Origin of the sequence: Bradyrhizobium sp. SSBR45G (assembly GCF_030159255.1) — a bacterium.
In the GTDB taxonomy this organism is placed as follows: domain Bacteria; phylum Pseudomonadota; class Alphaproteobacteria; order Rhizobiales; family Xanthobacteraceae; genus Bradyrhizobium.
The window spans coordinates 92,968-108,803 of sequence record NZ_BSCT01000009.1 but is presented as its reverse complement, the minus strand read 5'-3'; the positions used below and the strand labels follow the sequence as shown (position 1 = coordinate 108,803).

The 15,836-nt window shown below is 66.5% G+C and carries 11 protein-coding genes; 5 read left to right on the top strand and 6 right to left on the bottom strand.

Annotation, left to right across the window (positions count from 1 at the left end):
• Positions 1 to 38 precede the first annotated feature (38 nt).
• Positions 39 to 674 carry a hypothetical protein gene (locus QQL87_RS14070; RefSeq protein ID WP_284419136.1) on the top strand — a complete coding sequence of 212 codons (636 nt, stop codon included), beginning with the start codon at positions 39 to 41 and terminating at the stop codon, positions 672 to 674.
• Positions 675 to 837: 163 nt separating this feature from the next.
• Entirely contained in the window at positions 838 to 2,346 is a 1,509-nt protein-coding gene (locus QQL87_RS14065; protein ID WP_284419137.1) for a glycoside hydrolase domain-containing protein, read from the top strand.
• Positions 2,347 to 2,526: 180 nt separating this feature from the next.
• Here the strand turns inward: QQL87_RS14065 and QQL87_RS14060 are convergent, their stop codons facing one another.
• Both QQL87_RS14060 and QQL87_RS14055 read right to left on the bottom strand, forming a co-directional pair.
• Positions 2,527 to 5,763, bottom strand: a complete 3,237-nt coding sequence (locus QQL87_RS14060; RefSeq protein ID WP_502871170.1) for an autotransporter domain-containing protein — start codon at positions 5,761 to 5,763, stop codon at positions 2,527 to 2,529.
• Positions 5,764 to 6,275: 512 nt separating this feature from the next.
• Positions 6,276 to 7,298, bottom strand: coding sequence for a methionine synthase (locus QQL87_RS14055; protein ID WP_284419139.1), 1,023 nt, complete (start codon positions 7,296 to 7,298; stop codon positions 6,276 to 6,278).
• Between the two features lie 137 nt (positions 7,299 to 7,435).
• Here QQL87_RS14055 and QQL87_RS14050 point away from each other — a divergent pair, with 137 nt between their 5' ends.
• From QQL87_RS14050 to QQL87_RS14040, 3 genes are all read left to right on the top strand, one after another.
• On the top strand, positions 7,436 to 8,140 hold the full coding sequence (locus QQL87_RS14050; protein WP_284419140.1) for a glutathione binding-like protein: 705 nt from the start codon (positions 7,436 to 7,438) through the stop codon (positions 8,138 to 8,140).
• Between the two features lie 130 nt (positions 8,141 to 8,270).
• A complete protein-coding gene (locus QQL87_RS14045) occupies positions 8,271 to 8,879 on the top strand; it encodes a 2-hydroxychromene-2-carboxylate isomerase (protein WP_284419141.1) in 609 nt (202 codons plus the stop codon).
• Positions 8,879 to 9,856 (top strand): NADPH:quinone oxidoreductase family protein, encoded by a 978-nt coding sequence (locus QQL87_RS14040; RefSeq protein ID WP_284419142.1) that lies wholly within the window; start codon positions 8,879 to 8,881, stop codon positions 9,854 to 9,856. Before QQL87_RS14045 ends, QQL87_RS14040 begins: the two co-directional genes overlap by 1 nt.
• Positions 9,857 to 10,054: 198 nt before the next feature.
• Here QQL87_RS14040 and QQL87_RS14035 read toward each other — a convergent pair whose 3' ends face one another.
• From QQL87_RS14035 to QQL87_RS14020, 4 genes are all read right to left on the bottom strand, one after another.
• Positions 10,055 to 10,945: a crotonase/enoyl-CoA hydratase family protein gene (locus QQL87_RS14035; protein WP_284419143.1), complete on the bottom strand. Its 891-nt coding sequence runs from the start codon at positions 10,943 to 10,945 to the stop codon at positions 10,055 to 10,057.
• A gap of 423 nt (positions 10,946 to 11,368) precedes the next feature.
• Positions 11,369 to 12,787, bottom strand: coding sequence for an amidase (locus tag QQL87_RS14030; RefSeq protein WP_284419144.1), 1,419 nt, complete (start codon positions 12,785 to 12,787; stop codon positions 11,369 to 11,371).
• Between the two features lies 1 nt (position 12,788).
• The gene (locus QQL87_RS14025; RefSeq protein ID WP_284419146.1) at positions 12,789 to 13,952 is read right to left on the bottom strand and encodes a M20 aminoacylase family protein; all 1,164 of its coding nucleotides are present in this window, start codon (positions 13,950 to 13,952) and stop codon (positions 12,789 to 12,791) included.
• Between the two features lie 273 nt (positions 13,953 to 14,225).
• Positions 14,226 to 15,731: a M81 family metallopeptidase gene (locus QQL87_RS14020; RefSeq protein ID WP_284419147.1), complete on the bottom strand. Its 1,506-nt coding sequence runs from the start codon at positions 15,729 to 15,731 to the stop codon at positions 14,226 to 14,228.
• Between the last annotated feature and the right edge of the window lie 105 nt (positions 15,732 to 15,836).

Genomic DNA, 15,836 nt, shown 5'->3' with positions numbered 1-15,836 from the left:
CGGCCATGCTGTGACGAGCCAGAGCGATCGCGCCGACCATGCCCTTGCAGAACCGGGTTACGCCAACCGGCGACATCGTCGCCACGCCGCAGCGTGGGCTGTTCACCGGCAACCGCGGCATCATCCATGATCCCGCGACGAAGACGCTGCATCGCAAGCGCTGGTCCAGCCCCGCGTGGCTGGTCTGCCTGTGCGATTTCCGCGGCCGCCGCCGCCAGGTGATGGCGACGCGGAGCTGGACCGAGCTGTTCTTCCTCGACGAGGCCACGGCCTTCGCCGCCGGCCACCGGCCCTGCTTCTATTGCCGGCGCGACGATGCCAACCGGTTTCGATCGGCGTGGGCGATGGGCAATGGTCTCGGCGGCATCCGCGCGGCTGACATCGACCGGGTGCTGCACCGCGAGCGGTTGGATCACGGACACAAGCGCCTGCATCCGTTACCTTCGCCGCTGCGTGAACTGCCCGACGGCACAATGGTGCAGGCGGGCAATGAGAGCTTTCTGATCCTGCAGGGCAGGGCGCTGCCCTGGTCGTTCGCCGGCTATGGTGCCGCGCGCGATGACGTTGGTGCAGCGCAGCTGCTGACGCCGCCATCCACGGTGCGGGCGCTGCGCGCCGGCTATCGTCCGGTCCTGGCGGCCGATCTGCAGCAGACGCGCGATCACGCCGGCTGAATTCGATCGCATCGATCCGCCGATCATGCGGCGCCACGCGAGCTGCCCCCTGTGAACCGCTTCACATGGACTCCCGCTACGGTTGCGCTAGCATCGCCGGGCGCGTGATCCATCGCCCAGAGAGCGATGAGACGGCACATGCCGATAAACGGGAGGGCGTCATATGGCTTTCGTTGCGCTGGACACCAATCAGAATTCAACCCGCATGATCCCCTGCATGACGGCGCAGGGCATCACCGCGATCGGACGCTACTACACCCGCAACCGGTCCAACCCGAAGATCCTGAAGCCGGACGAGGCGCAGGCGCTCTCGGCGGCGGGAATCCGGATCTGGCCCGTGTACCAGATCCGTCATCGGCTTCGCGCCGATTTCAGCGCTGCCAAAGGCAAGGCGGAGGCGGAGGATGCGCTCGACTATGCCCGCCACGTGATCGGCCAGCCGGCGGGCTCTGCCATCTATTTCTCCGCGGATTTCGATGCCACCGACGCTGATGTCAACCTCGCCATCCGGCCGCATTTCGAGGCCATCGCCGCTGCGTTCGCGGCGGCCGGGCGTCCCTATCGGATCGGAATCTACAGCTCGGGAGCGGTGTGCAAGACGCTGCTCGATGCCGGCGTGGTGCAGCTGACGTGGCTGTCGCAGTCGACCGGCTTTCGCGGCACGGCCGCGTTCAACGCCTCGGGCCGCTGGAATATCCTTCAGCTGCTGCCGGTCCGGCAGTTCTGCAATTTCGATGACGACGTCGATCCGGACCGGCTGAATCTCGATCTGCCCGATTTCGGCGGCTTCCTCCTCGGCCAGGCGGCGCAGCCGCAACCGATCGCGGAAGCTGCGGCTCCCGCGCTCGCTGCCGGTGCCGTTGCGGCTCAGCCCGACTTTCCCGCGGCTCCGACGTTTCCGGGCCAGCCGTTGCACCGCGGCCAGTTCGGATCGGACAGCGTCAAGGCCGTGCAGAACAGGCTCAACGAGCTGCGCTTCGGCCAGTTGGTGGTCGACGGCGATTTCGGGGAAGGCACCCAGAATGCCATCTTCCACTTCCAGGCGCGCAACTCCACACCGGACGGCAAGCCGCTGCAGATCAGCGGCGAGGTGGATGCGTCCACATGGGCGGCGCTGTTCGGTCCTGGTGCGGTGTTCAACGCGACCGACTTCGATCGCAACGCGCCGATCCGTCAGCTCGTGATCGACATCGCGGCGTCGCAGATCGGCGTGGTCGAGCAGCCGCGCGGCTCGAACCGCGGACCGGAGGTCGACGTCTACATCCGCAGCGTCGGGCTCGATCCGTCCACCGACAGCTTCCCGTGGTGCGTCTGCTTTCTCTACTGGGTGTTCGGGCAGGCCGCGAAGATCAAGGGAATCGAAAACCCGCTGCCGAAGACGGCCGGCGTGATCGCGCTCTGGACTCTGTCGCGCCGGACCGATGCGCAGATCGTGCACAAATCCGAGGTCAGCGCGCAGACGGTCAAGCCCGGCATGATCTTCGCGCTCGACCTCGGTGGCGGCAAAGGCCACGCCGGGCTGGTGATCGAGGTGAGCGGCGACCACGTCATCACGATCGAGGGCAACACCAATCCCGGCGGATCGTCCGACGGGTTCGGCGTCTTTCGACGTGACGCAAGGCCGCTCAGCAACAATGTCCTGCTGGGCTATGTCGATTTTTGCGAGATCTGATCTGCCGTCGCTCGCCGGCCGCGCAACCTGCGGCGGCGGGCGGTAAAGGGCAGCGGACGTGTCGCTGTTGACGCGTCGTCCGCTGCCGATCAGGCCGGGATCACCCGGCCTGTCCTCGCTCGCCTCGCCGGCATTCGAACGCCATTCGAACCGGACGACGTCGTGGTGGCGGGAAGCCCGTCACCACGAATAGCGGACGATGCCCTTGCCGGCGTAGCTGCGGGTGACATCCGAGAACTCACCCTCGAAGCTCGCCGCGGCCGACCAGCCGTTCTTCCACTTCATTTCGGCCGCGACCGTGGTCAGCGCCGAATTCTGCGCCTGCCGCGCGCCGTTGACGACGAAGGATGCGCCGGGGAGGGTCTGGAACGTGGCCCCGACCGAGCGGCTGGGGTTGAAGTCATAGGCCCAGGCGAAGCGGCTGCGCAGCGTGAACACGCCGTCGGTCACCGCATAGGCCTTGTCGGTGCGAACACCGAGCTCCGACCGCGTGTCGGTCGCGCTCTGCGACCCGAACCGGAGCGCGAAGGTGTTGGCACCGGAGACCGCGGTCTCGGCATAGCCCGGCAGGTTGAAGGTGGTGAACTGCGCGGCGGCGTAGGGCGTGATCCCAAAACCCATCCACGGCGAGAGGAAGCGATAGCCACCCTCGAGCCGGCCGGAATAGGTGTTGGCATCGAAATTGGCCCTGAGCTGGTCGACACCGGCCACCGTCACCGTGCGGTTGGTGGTGACGTTCTGCCAGCCATAGGCCAGTGCGGCCGAAATATAGGCCGCGCCGACATTGTGCCGGACGAAGGCACCGGCCTGGAACAGGTCGGACCGTCCGCTGCCGCCATTGGCCACGCTGAAGGTGGTGCCGCCGCCGGCCAGCGAGAAGCCGGCGACCGTGAACGGCGAGAACCGATAGTCGGCGCCGACGGCCGTGCCGTAGACGTTGCTGGTGGTGTTGTTCGAGCCGAGCACATTGTTGCCGTCGGTGCTCTGCGAGCCGCCGAAGCCGGCTGCCCACACGCTCCAGCCCGGCCTCGCCACCGGCGCGGCCGGCGCCTTGGTGTAGATCGCAGCCAGGGCGTCGTTAGGATTGCGCTTGGCGGCGTAAGCGAGCGTCTCCTCCGCGTAGCCGATCGCGCCGTTGGGTCCGGGACCCTGGTCGCCGCGGCCGCCGAGGAACGGATCGGTCATGACGCCCATGAACTGGGTCATCGCATTGAACGTCGTCTGCTGCGAGCCGGTTGCGGTTTCGCCAGAGAGCTGCGTCAGCCCCGTCGGCGTCAGCCCGGTGAAGACGACGGGAATGCTGCCGTTCGAGTTGAAGTAGTTGGTGAGCGCGTTGCTGACGTTCTGCTGGTTGATGTTGCCCGCTCCCCCGCCCATCGTGAGATTGAGGAAGGCGTTGTTGGCGTCGTAGCTCAGCGTCGAGGAGAAGCCCGCCGGCAGGTTGGTGTTGGTCACGCCGCTGAAGGTGCCGCTGACGCCGCCGGTCGCGGTCAGAATGGTGTACTTCTTGGAGATGTACGTGCCGTTGGCGTAGTTCGCAGTGACCGAGGCGCCGGTCAGGTTGGCGGTGCCGGTGACCTGGGCAAGCGAGGCGGTGGCCGGGTTGACCTGCACCAGGTAGAGCGCGCCGGACTGGAATGCGAGATTGCCGGTGATGGCCATCGCCGTGCCCGGCGTGCCGTTGCCAGGCGAGAACGTGCCAGAGACCGTCACATTGGCGCCGATGACGCTGCCATCGCCGCTCAGCGTGCCGAACGTCTTGTTGAAGCCGTTGAGATCCAGCGTGCCGCCGGACAGCACGCTGAAGACCGTGCTGGCACCGAACGCGTTCGCCGTGCCCGCGCGCAGCGTACCGCCGTTGACGTTGGTCGCGCCGGTATAGGTGTTGGTGCCCGAGAGCACCAGGATGCCGCCGCCAGCCTTCACCAGGGTGCCGGCCGACGCGCCGTTCGAGACGATGCCCTGCAACGTGGTCGTGGTGGCGTTGGCAATGTCGAGCGTCGAGAGCCCGGCGATCTTGAAGTCGCGGCCGCTGGCGAACGTCGTCGTGCCGGTCACCGCCAGGGTGGCGCCGTTGGAAATGACCACGTCGTTGGCGACATTGCCGAGATTGGCCGTACCGGCGACCGAGACGGTGCCGGCGGTGATGTTGACGTTGCCGGTGAAGGTGTTGGTGGCCGACAGCACCAAGGTGCCGGTGCCGGTCTTGTTGAGTGCCGTGTTGACGCCGCCGGTCGTCAGGCCGGTGCCGCCGATGGTGTCGCCATAGGTCACGCTGCCGCTGGACACGGCGATATTGGCCATCACGCCGCTCAGGAAGATGCCGGCTCCCTGCGATGCGCCGGCCGCCGCTGAAAATCCGTTGATTGCGCTTGGCCCGATGCCGATACCGGGGGTGCCGGCGGCGCCACCGGTGACGGTGTTGCCGGAAATCGGCGAGTCGAGAATCGTCAGCGTGCCGCCGGTGGCGACATAGATGGCGCCGCCATTGGCTGCGCCGCCATTGCCGCCGGCACCGCCGTCGGAGCCGGGTCCGGGACCGCCCGAACCGCTGGCGTTGGTGGCGCCGTCGCCGCCGGTGCCGCCGTTGCCGCCATTGGCGTTGCCGGTGCCGCCCGGATTGTTGTTGGTGTAGGTGTTGCTGTTGGTGGTGCCGGAGCCGCCGCCGCCACCGCCACCGTCGCCGAGCGCGGCGCCCGCGGTGCCGGCCGTGCCTTGCGTGCCGGTATGTCCGCCGGTGCCACCCGCGCCGCCGCCGCCGCTGGCGCCGCCGTTGTTCGCGGCACCGCCGGTGCCGCCATTGCCGCCGTTCACCGGGTCAGCTGCCGCGTTCTGTGCGCTGCCGCCATTGCCGCCACTGCCGCCGGTGGCGCTGTTGCTGGTGAAGGTCACTGCGGCAATCGTCACATTGGCGCCGCTGCCGACCAGCAAGCCACCGCCGGCCCCGAGGCCGCCGCCGCCACCACCGCCGGAGCCATAGGCCAGGCCGCCGCTGTAATAGCCGTTCTGGCCATTCGTGCCGTTGCCGCCGATCGCTGCCATGTTGGCGATCGAGAGGCTGGAGATGTTCACGGTCGGCGCATTGGTGCCGTTGACGACAATGCCTTGAAACGAGGAGGCGCCGTTGATGGTCTGGCCGTTACCGGTGATATTCACCGTGACGTTGCTGTTGGCGGCCTGCAACTGCGCCAGCGAGCTGGACAACGTGAATCCGCTGGTGATGTTGATGGTGACCGTCGAGTTCGCACCGGCCGCCGCCACCGCCGCCACGGCCGTGTTCCAGTCAGCCTGGTTGGCGACATCGATCGCCATGGCCTGCGTGCTCAACATGGTGCCCGCGAGAAGAACCGAGAGGGTCAGCCAGCGCCGCGACCTTGACTTCGGCGCAGCAAACATCGTTCTCGCAAAGCAAGCCATCGTATTCCCCAACAATGAAGGCGGAGGTCAGATCCGAACCGGTTTAGGCAGCAAAAAATTCACGCCACACTTGTGGTCAAGAAATGAAATGTTAGGACACATACTGTCAAGCGCAGCAAAGACACACACCGTCAGGAATGTTGTGTGTCCGGTATTTTGCTACCAAGGGGGGATTTTTTCCAGCTGGCGACCGTGATCGATGGTCGCTGCGATCTGCCGCAAAACAACGGCGCGGTGCATATGAAAGGCTGACGTCGCCATTGCAGCGGTTGTGCAGAGCGGCAAAGGCGCGGCCGTGCTGCTACAGCGAATCGCGCGTGGTGAGGCCGTGCTCACCTCGGATGCGCTCTTACCGTCATCCCTGGATCGTGTGCGTGTCGCCTCCCGGCGCGATCGCGATTGAGGACGGCGTCAAGGCGCGCGCGAGTGCGCGCTGGCCCATGTCGATCCTCGGGGGCGTCATTGCGGCAAGCCGTCGACGCCCTTGCCCTGGGTCTGACCGGGCATCTGGGTCAGGCAAACCTCTGCCGTGCGAGCTTCGCGCCGGTGCCGAGCGCCATCAGCTTGGCCTCGGCCACCTCGCGGCGCATCGGCGCCATGCCGCAATTGGTCGTGGCGATGATGTTCTCCTTCGGCACCACCTTCATGACGTCCTCGATGGTCTTGCAGACGTCCTCGGCGGTCTCGACCGTGTCGCTGGCGACGTCGATGACGCCGGCCTGAACGATCTTGTTCTTCAACAGCCCGAGCAGCTCGATCGGCACCTTCGAATTGCGGCATTCGACGGCGACCTGCTGGATCGTGCTGGCGTCGATGACCGGGAAGGTCTCCTCATACTGCCGCCACTCGCCGCCCAGCGTCTCCTTCCAGTCGGTGTTGGCCTTGATGCCGTAGCCGTAGCAGATGTGGACGGCGGTCGGGCAGGTGAGCCCCTCGGCAGCGCGCTCCAGCGCCTTGATGCCCCAGTCGCGCACCTCGTCCATGTAGACGTTGAAGGCAGGCTCGTCGAACTGGATCATGTCGATGCCGTCGTCGTGCAGCGCCTTGGCCTCCTGGTTCAGCAGCTCGGCGAAGGCGAACGCCATCTTGACGCGGTCGCCATAGTAGTTGTCGGCGATGGTGTCGATGATGGTCATCGGACCCGGCAAAGTGAACTTCACCGCGCGCGTCGTGTGCGTGCGCGCGATCCGCGCCTCGTCGCCATGGACGCGGCCCTTGAGCGACAGCGGCGCCACCACCTGCGGCACCATCGCCTTGTAGCGGTCCTTGCGGATGCCCATCTCGACCTTGTGGGCGAAGTCGATGCCTTCGACCCGCTCGAGGAAACCGTGCACGAAATGCTGCCGCGACTGCTCGCCCTCGGTGAGGATGTCGATGCCGGAATCCTCCTGCAGCTTCAGCGCCAGGATGGTCGCATCGCGCTTGGCGCGGGAAAGCTCCTCGCCCTTCGACTTCCACGGCGCCCACAGCACGTTCGGCTCGGCCAGCCATTCCGGCTTCGGCAGCGAGCCTGCGATGGTCGATGGAAACAGCATGGTCGGACTCTCCGTCGGCGTATGGGGCGGTCAGGCTTGAGCGCCTGTCTGCCATGGCTTACCCTTCAGGTACAGAAGAACGAAGCTGCCTGTCGTGTTCCGCAGCGCGGCATAATGGGGCGGAAAACGGGGAAGGCATGATCGATCTCTATTATGCGCCGACGCCGAACGGCTGGAAGATCTCGATCATGCTCGAGGAACTCGGGCTGCCCTATACCGTCATTCCCGTCGACATCCGCGCCGGCGACCAGTTCAGGCCGGAGTTCCTGGCCGTCAGCCCCAACAACCGCATCCCCGCGATCGTCGACCACGCGCCGGCTGACGACGGCGAACCGTTTTCGGTGTTCGAGACCGGCGCCATCCTGCTCTATCTCGCCGAGAAGACCGGGCGGTTCCTGCCGCAGGAGACGCGGGCGCGCTCGCGCGTGATCCAATGGGTGATGTGGCAGATGGCCGGGCTCGGGCCGATGATGGGACAGCATGGCCATTTCGCGCTCTATGCGGCGGAGAAGATCCCGTATGCGATCCAGCGCTATCGCGACGAGGTCGCGAGGCTGTTCCACGTGCTCGATGTCCAACTCGGCAAGACCGGCGCCCATGTCGCTGGCGACGACTACACCATCGCCGACATCGCCTGCTTTCCCTGGATGATGACGCACAAGGCGCAGGGTTTTGCGCTCGACGACTTCCCCCACATCAAGCGCTGGTACGCGACGTTGCGCGCCAGGCCGAAGCTGCAGGCGGGGCTTGCGATCGGCAAATTCGTCAAGGAGCCGTTCAATGAACAGACGCGCCACGTCATGTTCGGCGGGCAGGCGAAGGAGATGACGGGGAGAAGCTGAAGACGACCCTCATGGTGAGGAGCGCCGCAGGCGCGTCTCGAACCATGAGGCCACCGTACAGGCCTCATCCTTCGAGACGCGCGCAATGCGCGCTCCTCAGGATGAGGGGCGATAACAACAGGACCTACACATGATCGAATTCTTCTTCGACTGCTCCAGCCCCTGGACCTACCTCGCCTTCCACAACATCCAGCCGCTCGCACGCGAGCTCGGCGTCGACATCGTCTGGCGGCCCATTCTCGTCGGCGGCATCTTCAACACCGTCAATCCCAGCGTCTATGCGCAGCGCGAGGCGCCGGTGCCGGCCAAGGCGGCCTACATGCTGAAGGACCTCGGCGACTGGTCGCGCTCGGCCGGACTGAAGATCAAGATGCCGCCCTCGGTGTTCCCTGTGAACAGCGTCAAGGCGATGCGCGGCTGCATCTGGCTGGGGCAGGACATGGTGCCGTTCGCGCGCGCCGTGTTCGAGATCTACTGGGGCGAGGACCAGGACATCTCGCAGGATGCGGTTCTGACCGAGGTGTGCCGGCGCGCCGGCATCGACCCGAAGGCGCTGTTCGATGGGATCGCGCAGCAGGGCATCAAGGACCAGTTGCGCATCAACACCGAGGAGGTCGTGAAGCGCGGCGGCTTCGGCTCGCCGACCATCTTCGTCAATGCGACCGACATGTATTTCGGCAACGATCGCCTGCCGCTGATCCGCGAAGCGCTGGCCCGCGCAAAGGGAATGAAAGCCTGATGCCGCGCGCGATCGTCTGCCGCGAGCTTGGACCGCCGGAGAGGCTCCGGCTCGACAGCCTGCCGCCGCGCCCGCTCGGCCACGGCGACGTGCGGGTGAAGATCCGCGCCGCCGGCATCAACTTCCCGGACATTCTGATGGCGGCGGGCGAGTATCAGCTCAAGCCGGAGCTGCCGTTCACGCCGGGCGTGGAAGCGGCTGGCGATGTCATCGAGACCGGCGCGGCGGTGACCGGTCATGCCCCAGGCGACAAGGTCATCGTCCGCATGCGCTTCGGCGCCTATGCGGATGAGGCGGTGGTCGCGGCGAGCCAGCTCACGCCGCTGCCGTCGACCTTTGATTATGCGGAAGGCGCGACCTATCTGGCCGGCCACGGCACCGCCTATCATGCGCTGGTCGATCGCGGCCAGCTCGAGCCGGGCGAGACGCTGCTGGTGCACGGCGCCGGTGGCGGTGTCGGCTTGGCCGCCGTCGAGCTCGGCAAGCTGCTCGGCGCGACCGTGATCGCGGTCGCCTCGTCGGAGGAGAAGCTCGCCATCGCCAAAGCGCGCGGCGCCGATCATCTGGTGCTGTCGACGCGCGAGCCGTTCCGCGACGCTGTGAAACGCATCACCGATGGGCGCGGCGTCGATGTCGTGTTCGATCCGGTCGGCGGCGAGGTGTTCGAGAACAGCGTTCGCTGCATCGCCTGGGGCGCGCGGCTGCTGGTGGTCGGCTTCACCGGCGGCATTGGTCTCGCACGGACCAATCTGATCCTGATGAAGGGCGCCAGCGTGCTCGGTGTCCGCGCCGGCGAAGCCGTGCGGAAGGACCCGGAGTTGGGCGAGCGACGCATGGCGGCGCTGCTGGCCTTCGCCGAGCAGGGCACGCTGCGGCCGAACGTGTCGCACCGTGTGCCGTTCGAGGATTACGCGGTGGCGATGCGGCTCCTGATCGAGCGCAAGGCGATCGGCCGGGTGGCGCTGGTGATGGAGTGAGGCACAGCGTAGCCAGAAAAGCGGTGTCGTCCCGGCCTTGAGCCGGGACCCATACCGCGTGATTTATCTTGTGGCACTCTGAACGTCGTTCTTCGTCAAACGGCGTCCTGTGGTTATGGGTCCCGGATCGGCGCGCGCGTGCCGCGCGCTTGTCCGGGACGACAGCGGAATATGTCGCGCGAGCGCGCCTAATAACTCCTACTTGTACTCCCGCTCGTCCCACCACGGGTAATAGTCGGGCATGTCGGCTGACACCGTGTTCTTGAACTGCGCCGGGCGCTTCTCCAGGAACGACACCACGCCTTCCTTGACGTCATCCGAGCGGCCGCGGGCGTAGATGCCGCGGCTGTCGACCTTGTGCGCCTCCATCGGATCGTCGGCGCCCATCATGCGCCACATCATCTGGCGGATCAGCGCAATCGACACCGGCGCGGTCTTGTCGGCGATCTCGCGGGCCAGCGCGCGTGCGGTCGGCAGCAGGTCATCCGGCGGCACGACCTTGCTGACGAGGCGGCCGGCGAGCGCTTCCTGCGCGGGAAAGACGCGGCCGGTGTAGCACCATTCCAGCGCCTGCGAGATGCCGACGATGCGCGGCAGGAACCAGCTCGACGCGGCCTCGGGCACGATGCCGCGCTGAGAGAACACGAAGCCGAACCGCGCCGCCTCGGAGGCGATGCGGATGTCCATCGCGAGCTGCATGGTGACGCCGATGCCGACCGCCGGGCCGTTGACCGCGGCAATGACCGGCTTCAGCGACTTGAAGATGCGCAACGTCACCTGGCCGCCGCCATCGCGCACCTGCGGATCGGAATAGTCCGTGCTGCCATCGGCACGGCGCTTCACCGGACCGCGCTTGGCGTCGCGGTCGAACGTGTCGGCGCCGGACGACAGGTCGGCGCCGGCGCAGAACGCGCGGCCGGCGCCAGTGACGATGATCGCCCTGACGCCATCGTCCTTGTCGGCGCGATCGAACGCGTCGATCAGCTCCTGCTGCATCACCGGCGTGAACGCATTGAGCTTCTCCGGACGGTTCAGCGTGATGGTGAGGATCTTGTCGGCGACGTCGTACAGGATTGTCGTATAGGCCATGGGGTTTCCTGATGTTGTTGTTATTATGGTGCGGGCAATTGTTGTTGTCGGCACGCGCCACAATCTCCGTCGTCATTCCGGGATGCGCCCCCTTGGGCGCAGGCCCGGAATCCATACTCACGATCGTGGTTATGGATTCCGGGCTCGTGCTGCGCACGCCCCGGAATGACGACGAAAATTGAGATCGGCGATGGCGATACAATAGTTCAGCGCAAGGCCGCGTCAAATCGTGACGGCATTCCGTAGGGCGGGCAAAAGCGCCGTGTGCGGCATGGCTTTTTCGGCAGGCGAATGCAGCAGCAACGACCCACACTCTCTCCACGTCATTGCGAGCGCAAGCGAAGCAATCCAGAGTCGTGGGCGGGACTCTGGATTGCTTCGCTTCGCTCGCGATGACGGTGGAGAAAATGCGTTCGACAGGACTTACGATGCCGGCGCCTTCGGCCACGGCCGCTGCTCGCCGCGCAAGCCTTCAAAGGTCTTCGCCAGCCCGAGCACGCCCACATCGTCGAAGCGGCGGCCGATGATCTGCAGGCCGATCGGGAAGCCGTCGTCGTCGTAGCCGGCGTTGACCGAAATCGCCGGGTTCTCCGACATGTTCCACGGAACGGTATAGGTGATGTGCTCGAACGGCGCCAAGGGATCGTTGACCGGTGAGGCGAACTCGGCGGGAAACTTCACGCCGGGGGAGGTCGGCGAGATGATGTAGTCGTAGTCGGTGAACAGTTTGGCCGCCGCCGCGCGCAAACTCATCGTGACGTTGAAGCCCCTGATCACCTCGACGCCGGACAGCGTGGCGCCGCGCTCGGCCCATTGCAGGATATAGGGCAGGGTTTTCGCGCGCACCTCGGGCGCGAGCCGGGCGAGATCGTCCCACAGCCGCGCGCGCCAGAAATTGTCGAGACCATCGAGCATCTCGCGGGTGAGAATGCCCTTGACCTCGCTGATGACGGCACCGGCGTCCTCGAACGCTTTCGCTGCCGCCAAGGTCGTTGCTCGCACCGGCGCTTCGAGCGGCTGGCCGACGCCGCCGAGATCGAGCATCAGGCCGATGCGCAGCTTGCGCACCGGCTTCTCTGCGACCTTCCAGTGCAGGTCCGATGGCGGCAGGCTGGTGCCGTCGCGGCGGTCGGGCTTCGACAGCACGCTCATCATGACAGCGGCGTCGTCGACGATACGCGTCATCGGACCGGCGACGCGGCCGACATACGGCGGATCGATCGGCACTCGGCCGAAGCTCGGCTTGAGGCCGACAAGGCCGCACCAGGAGGCCGGCAGCCGGATCGAGCCGCCGATATCGGTGCCGACATGCAGCGGACCGTAGCCGGCCGCGGCCGCCGCACCCGCACCGGCGCTGGAGCCGCCGGGGTTCATGCGCAGATCCCACGGATTGCGCGTCAGCGGGTGGAAGCTCGACAGGCCCGATGACAGCATGCCGTAGTCCGGCATCGTGGTCTTGGCGAAGATGATCGCGCCGGCCTCGCGCAGCCGCGCCACCGGCGGTGCGTCGGCGGCGAGCGGCGCGCAGGTGACGCTGGCCGCGCCGAGCGGCATCGGCTGGCCCTTGGTGGCGAGGTTGTCCTTCACAGTCGCCGGCACGCCGTCCAGGATGCCTGCGGGCTCGTCTTTCGCCCAGCGCTCGGTCGAGGCCTTCGCCGCCGCCCGCGCGCCGTTGACGTCGAGCAGGTAGAGCGCCTTGATCTGAGGCTCCCAGACTGCGACATGCGCCAGCACATCATCCATGACCTCGGACGGCGAGAACTGGCGTGCACGATAGCCTGCGATCAGATCGGTCGCAGAGAGATCGTGCAACGAAGCGACGTCGTCCGAGGGCTTGTGCATGTCAGGCGGCCGCCAGCCGGGTTTCGATGATGCGGGCGAACATGCTGGCGCCGATCGGCAGGATCTTGTCGTCGAGCACGTAGCCGGGATTGTGCACCGGCACCGAGCCGTCATGGCCGACCCAGAAATAGGCGCCGGGGATGGTCTGCAGCATGTCGGCGAAATCCTCGCTGCCCATCTTCGGCGTCGAGCGCGTGATCACCTTGGACGGCTCGACCACGGTGCGGGCGACCTCCTCGACGATCCTGGACTGCTCCTCCTGGTTCACCAGCACGCTGAACGTATCGCGGATGTCGACGTCGATCTCGCAGTTGAACGCCGTTGCCATGCCGGCGCAGATCGTGCGCATGCGCTCGCGCACAAGCGCGCGCACGGAGTCCGAGAAGGCGCGGACGGTGCCGCACAGCCAGGCGTCGCCGGGGATCACGTTGTAGGCGGAGCCGGCATGGATCTGGGTGATCGAGACCACCGCCGCCTGCAGCGGCTCGACGTTGCGGCTGACGATGGTCTGGATCGCCTGCGCCACGCTGGTGGCGATGACCACCGCGTCCTTGGAGCGCTCGGGCATCGCGCCATGGGCGCCATAGCCGGAGATCTTGATGTCGAAGAAGTCGGCGCCGGCCATCGCCGGTCCCGGCAGGATCGCGATCTCGCCATGGGCGAGGTCGGGCGCGTTGTGCAGGCCGTACAGCTCGTCGCAGGGGAATTTCTGGAACAGGCCGTCCTTGATCATCGCGCGCGCGCCGCCGAGGCCTTCCTCGGCCGGCTGGAAGATGAAGTGCACGGTGCCGTCGAAATTGCGGGTCTCGGCGAGATAGCGCGCGGTGCCGAGCAGCATCGTGGTGTGGCCGTCATGGCCGCAGCCATGGAAGCGACCGGGGATGGTCGAGCGCCACGGCAAATTGGTGTTCTCCTCCATCGGCAGCGCGTCCATGTCGGCGCGGAGGCCAATCTTTTTGCCGCTGTCGCCCTTGCCCTTGAGCACGCCGATCACGCCGGTGCCGCCGAGCCCGCGATGCACCTCGATGCCCCATTGCGAAAGCTTCTCCGCGACGATGCCGGAGGTGCGCGTCTCCTCGAAGCCGATCTCCGGATGGGCGTGCAGGTCGCGGCGGATGGCGGTGAGCTCGTCGGCGTAGCCTTGGATGCGGTCGATGGTGGGCATGAATGTTGTCCAGTTGAGCGGGAGAGAAGTTGTCAGGCGAGCGGTGGTGTGCAGCGCCGGTGTCGAATCCTAACCCTCATGGTGAGGAGCCCGCCCCTTGGCGGGCGTCTCGAACCATGAGGCCGAGCTGGTCGGGGGCCTCGTCCTTCGAGACGCCCGCCCATGGGGCGGGCTCCTCAGGATGAGGGTGGAAAGCCGTGCACGAGGTGAGGGGCGTCGGTTCGATAGAGGTGTGGTGAGAACCATGAGGCCCTAACTGGATCCGACAACGCCTCATCCCGCGCCTCCAAACACAGGTCCATTCGGCTTGAGGCGAATGCCCGGCCGCAACCGCGTCCAGGGCAGGGTGGAGGGATCGGCGGGCATTGCGCCGGGCGCGGCGCAGATCAGCAGTGTCTCTGCGATCGGCTCGAAATCGGCGCGGAAATGCACCGAGCTCTTGTTGACGAGAATGGCCTGCGCGGTCGGCTCGATGCCGACATAGCGGTACATCTCCTGGTCGGCGAGCTGGGCCTTGTGCGAGCACACGACGACCCTGATGTCGCCGATCCGCAGTGCGGCCGACGGGCCCATCTCCATCTTGCGGCCGCCATAGAACGGCCCGGGCGCGACGAAACGGCCATCCGACAGCTTCTCGACGATGAAGCTCTCCTCGAACGGCGCATCGCCGGGAATGCCGCTCTTGCCGCCGAGCGACAGCGTCAGCGTCGCGCCTTCGCCGGCCGCATGCGCCGCCAACGCCGCTTGCGGATCGTAGATCATGCCGATCGCGGCGCGGCTGGCGCGGTTGCGCACCAGCGCGCGCAGCATGCCCGTGGTGTCGGAATCGCCGCCGGCGCCGGGATTGTCCTGGGTATCGGCAATGACGATCGGCCGCGTCGCGGACTTGGCCAGCGTCATCGCGTGGCGCACGCCGTCGTCGGGCGTGTAGATGCGGCCGTCGAAATCATCCTCATGGCCCGTGACGATCGCGGCGATCGCATCGGCCGCGGCGTCCGCATCGGCCTGCGTCACGCCGTAGGCAAACACGCTCGGCCCGCAATGCGCGAAATCGGCCGCGGGAAAGCCCGGCGCGAACGACAGTGTCGGCACGTCCTCGCTTTGCAGCTTGGCGAGCTTCTCGTAGATGCCCTTGGTGGGCTGGTCGTTGGTGCACTGCCAGCTGATCGGAATCAGGAACGGCAGCTGCCGGAACGCTTTCGCCAGCGGGGTCTTCGATCGCAGCAACAGTGCGAGATGCTTGGCACACGCGCGGCCGGTGTCGGCCATGTCGGTGTGCGGATATTTGCGATAGGCGATCAGCGCGTCGGCCTGCGCGATCATCTCGGGCGTGACGTTGGCATGCAGGTCGAGGCTCGCGACCAGCGGCACGTCGGGACCGATCACCTTGCGTACGCGGGCGAGGATCTCGCCTTCGCCATCGTCGAGATGCTCGGTGACCATCGCGCCGTGCAGGTCGAGATAGACGCCGTCGAGCGGGAGGGCTGCCTTGATGCGCTCGACCATCACCGTCGTGATACGTTCGAAGGCATCCGCCGTCACATGTGCCGAGGGGCTTGCCGCACAGGCGATGGTCGGAACGATGTCCCAGCCCTGAGCCTCTGCCACCGCGATGAAGCCGGCCTGGCCGGCATTGATGCCGCGCATGGTCGCGAGCACGCTGGCAGCATCGGCGATCGAGGCACGGCCGCCACCATGCATGAAGGCGTCGTAATCCGCTCTTGTCGGTGCGAAGGTGTTGGTCTCGTGCAGGAAGCCGCCGATCGCGACGCGCGTCATCACTTCGCCTCAGGCCGTTGACGTCACCGCGACGTTAGACCGCCGCTCGCGACCCGCGCAAGCGACGGAGCGATGCCGTTTTGCATGCCGCGTGATCCCGATGCG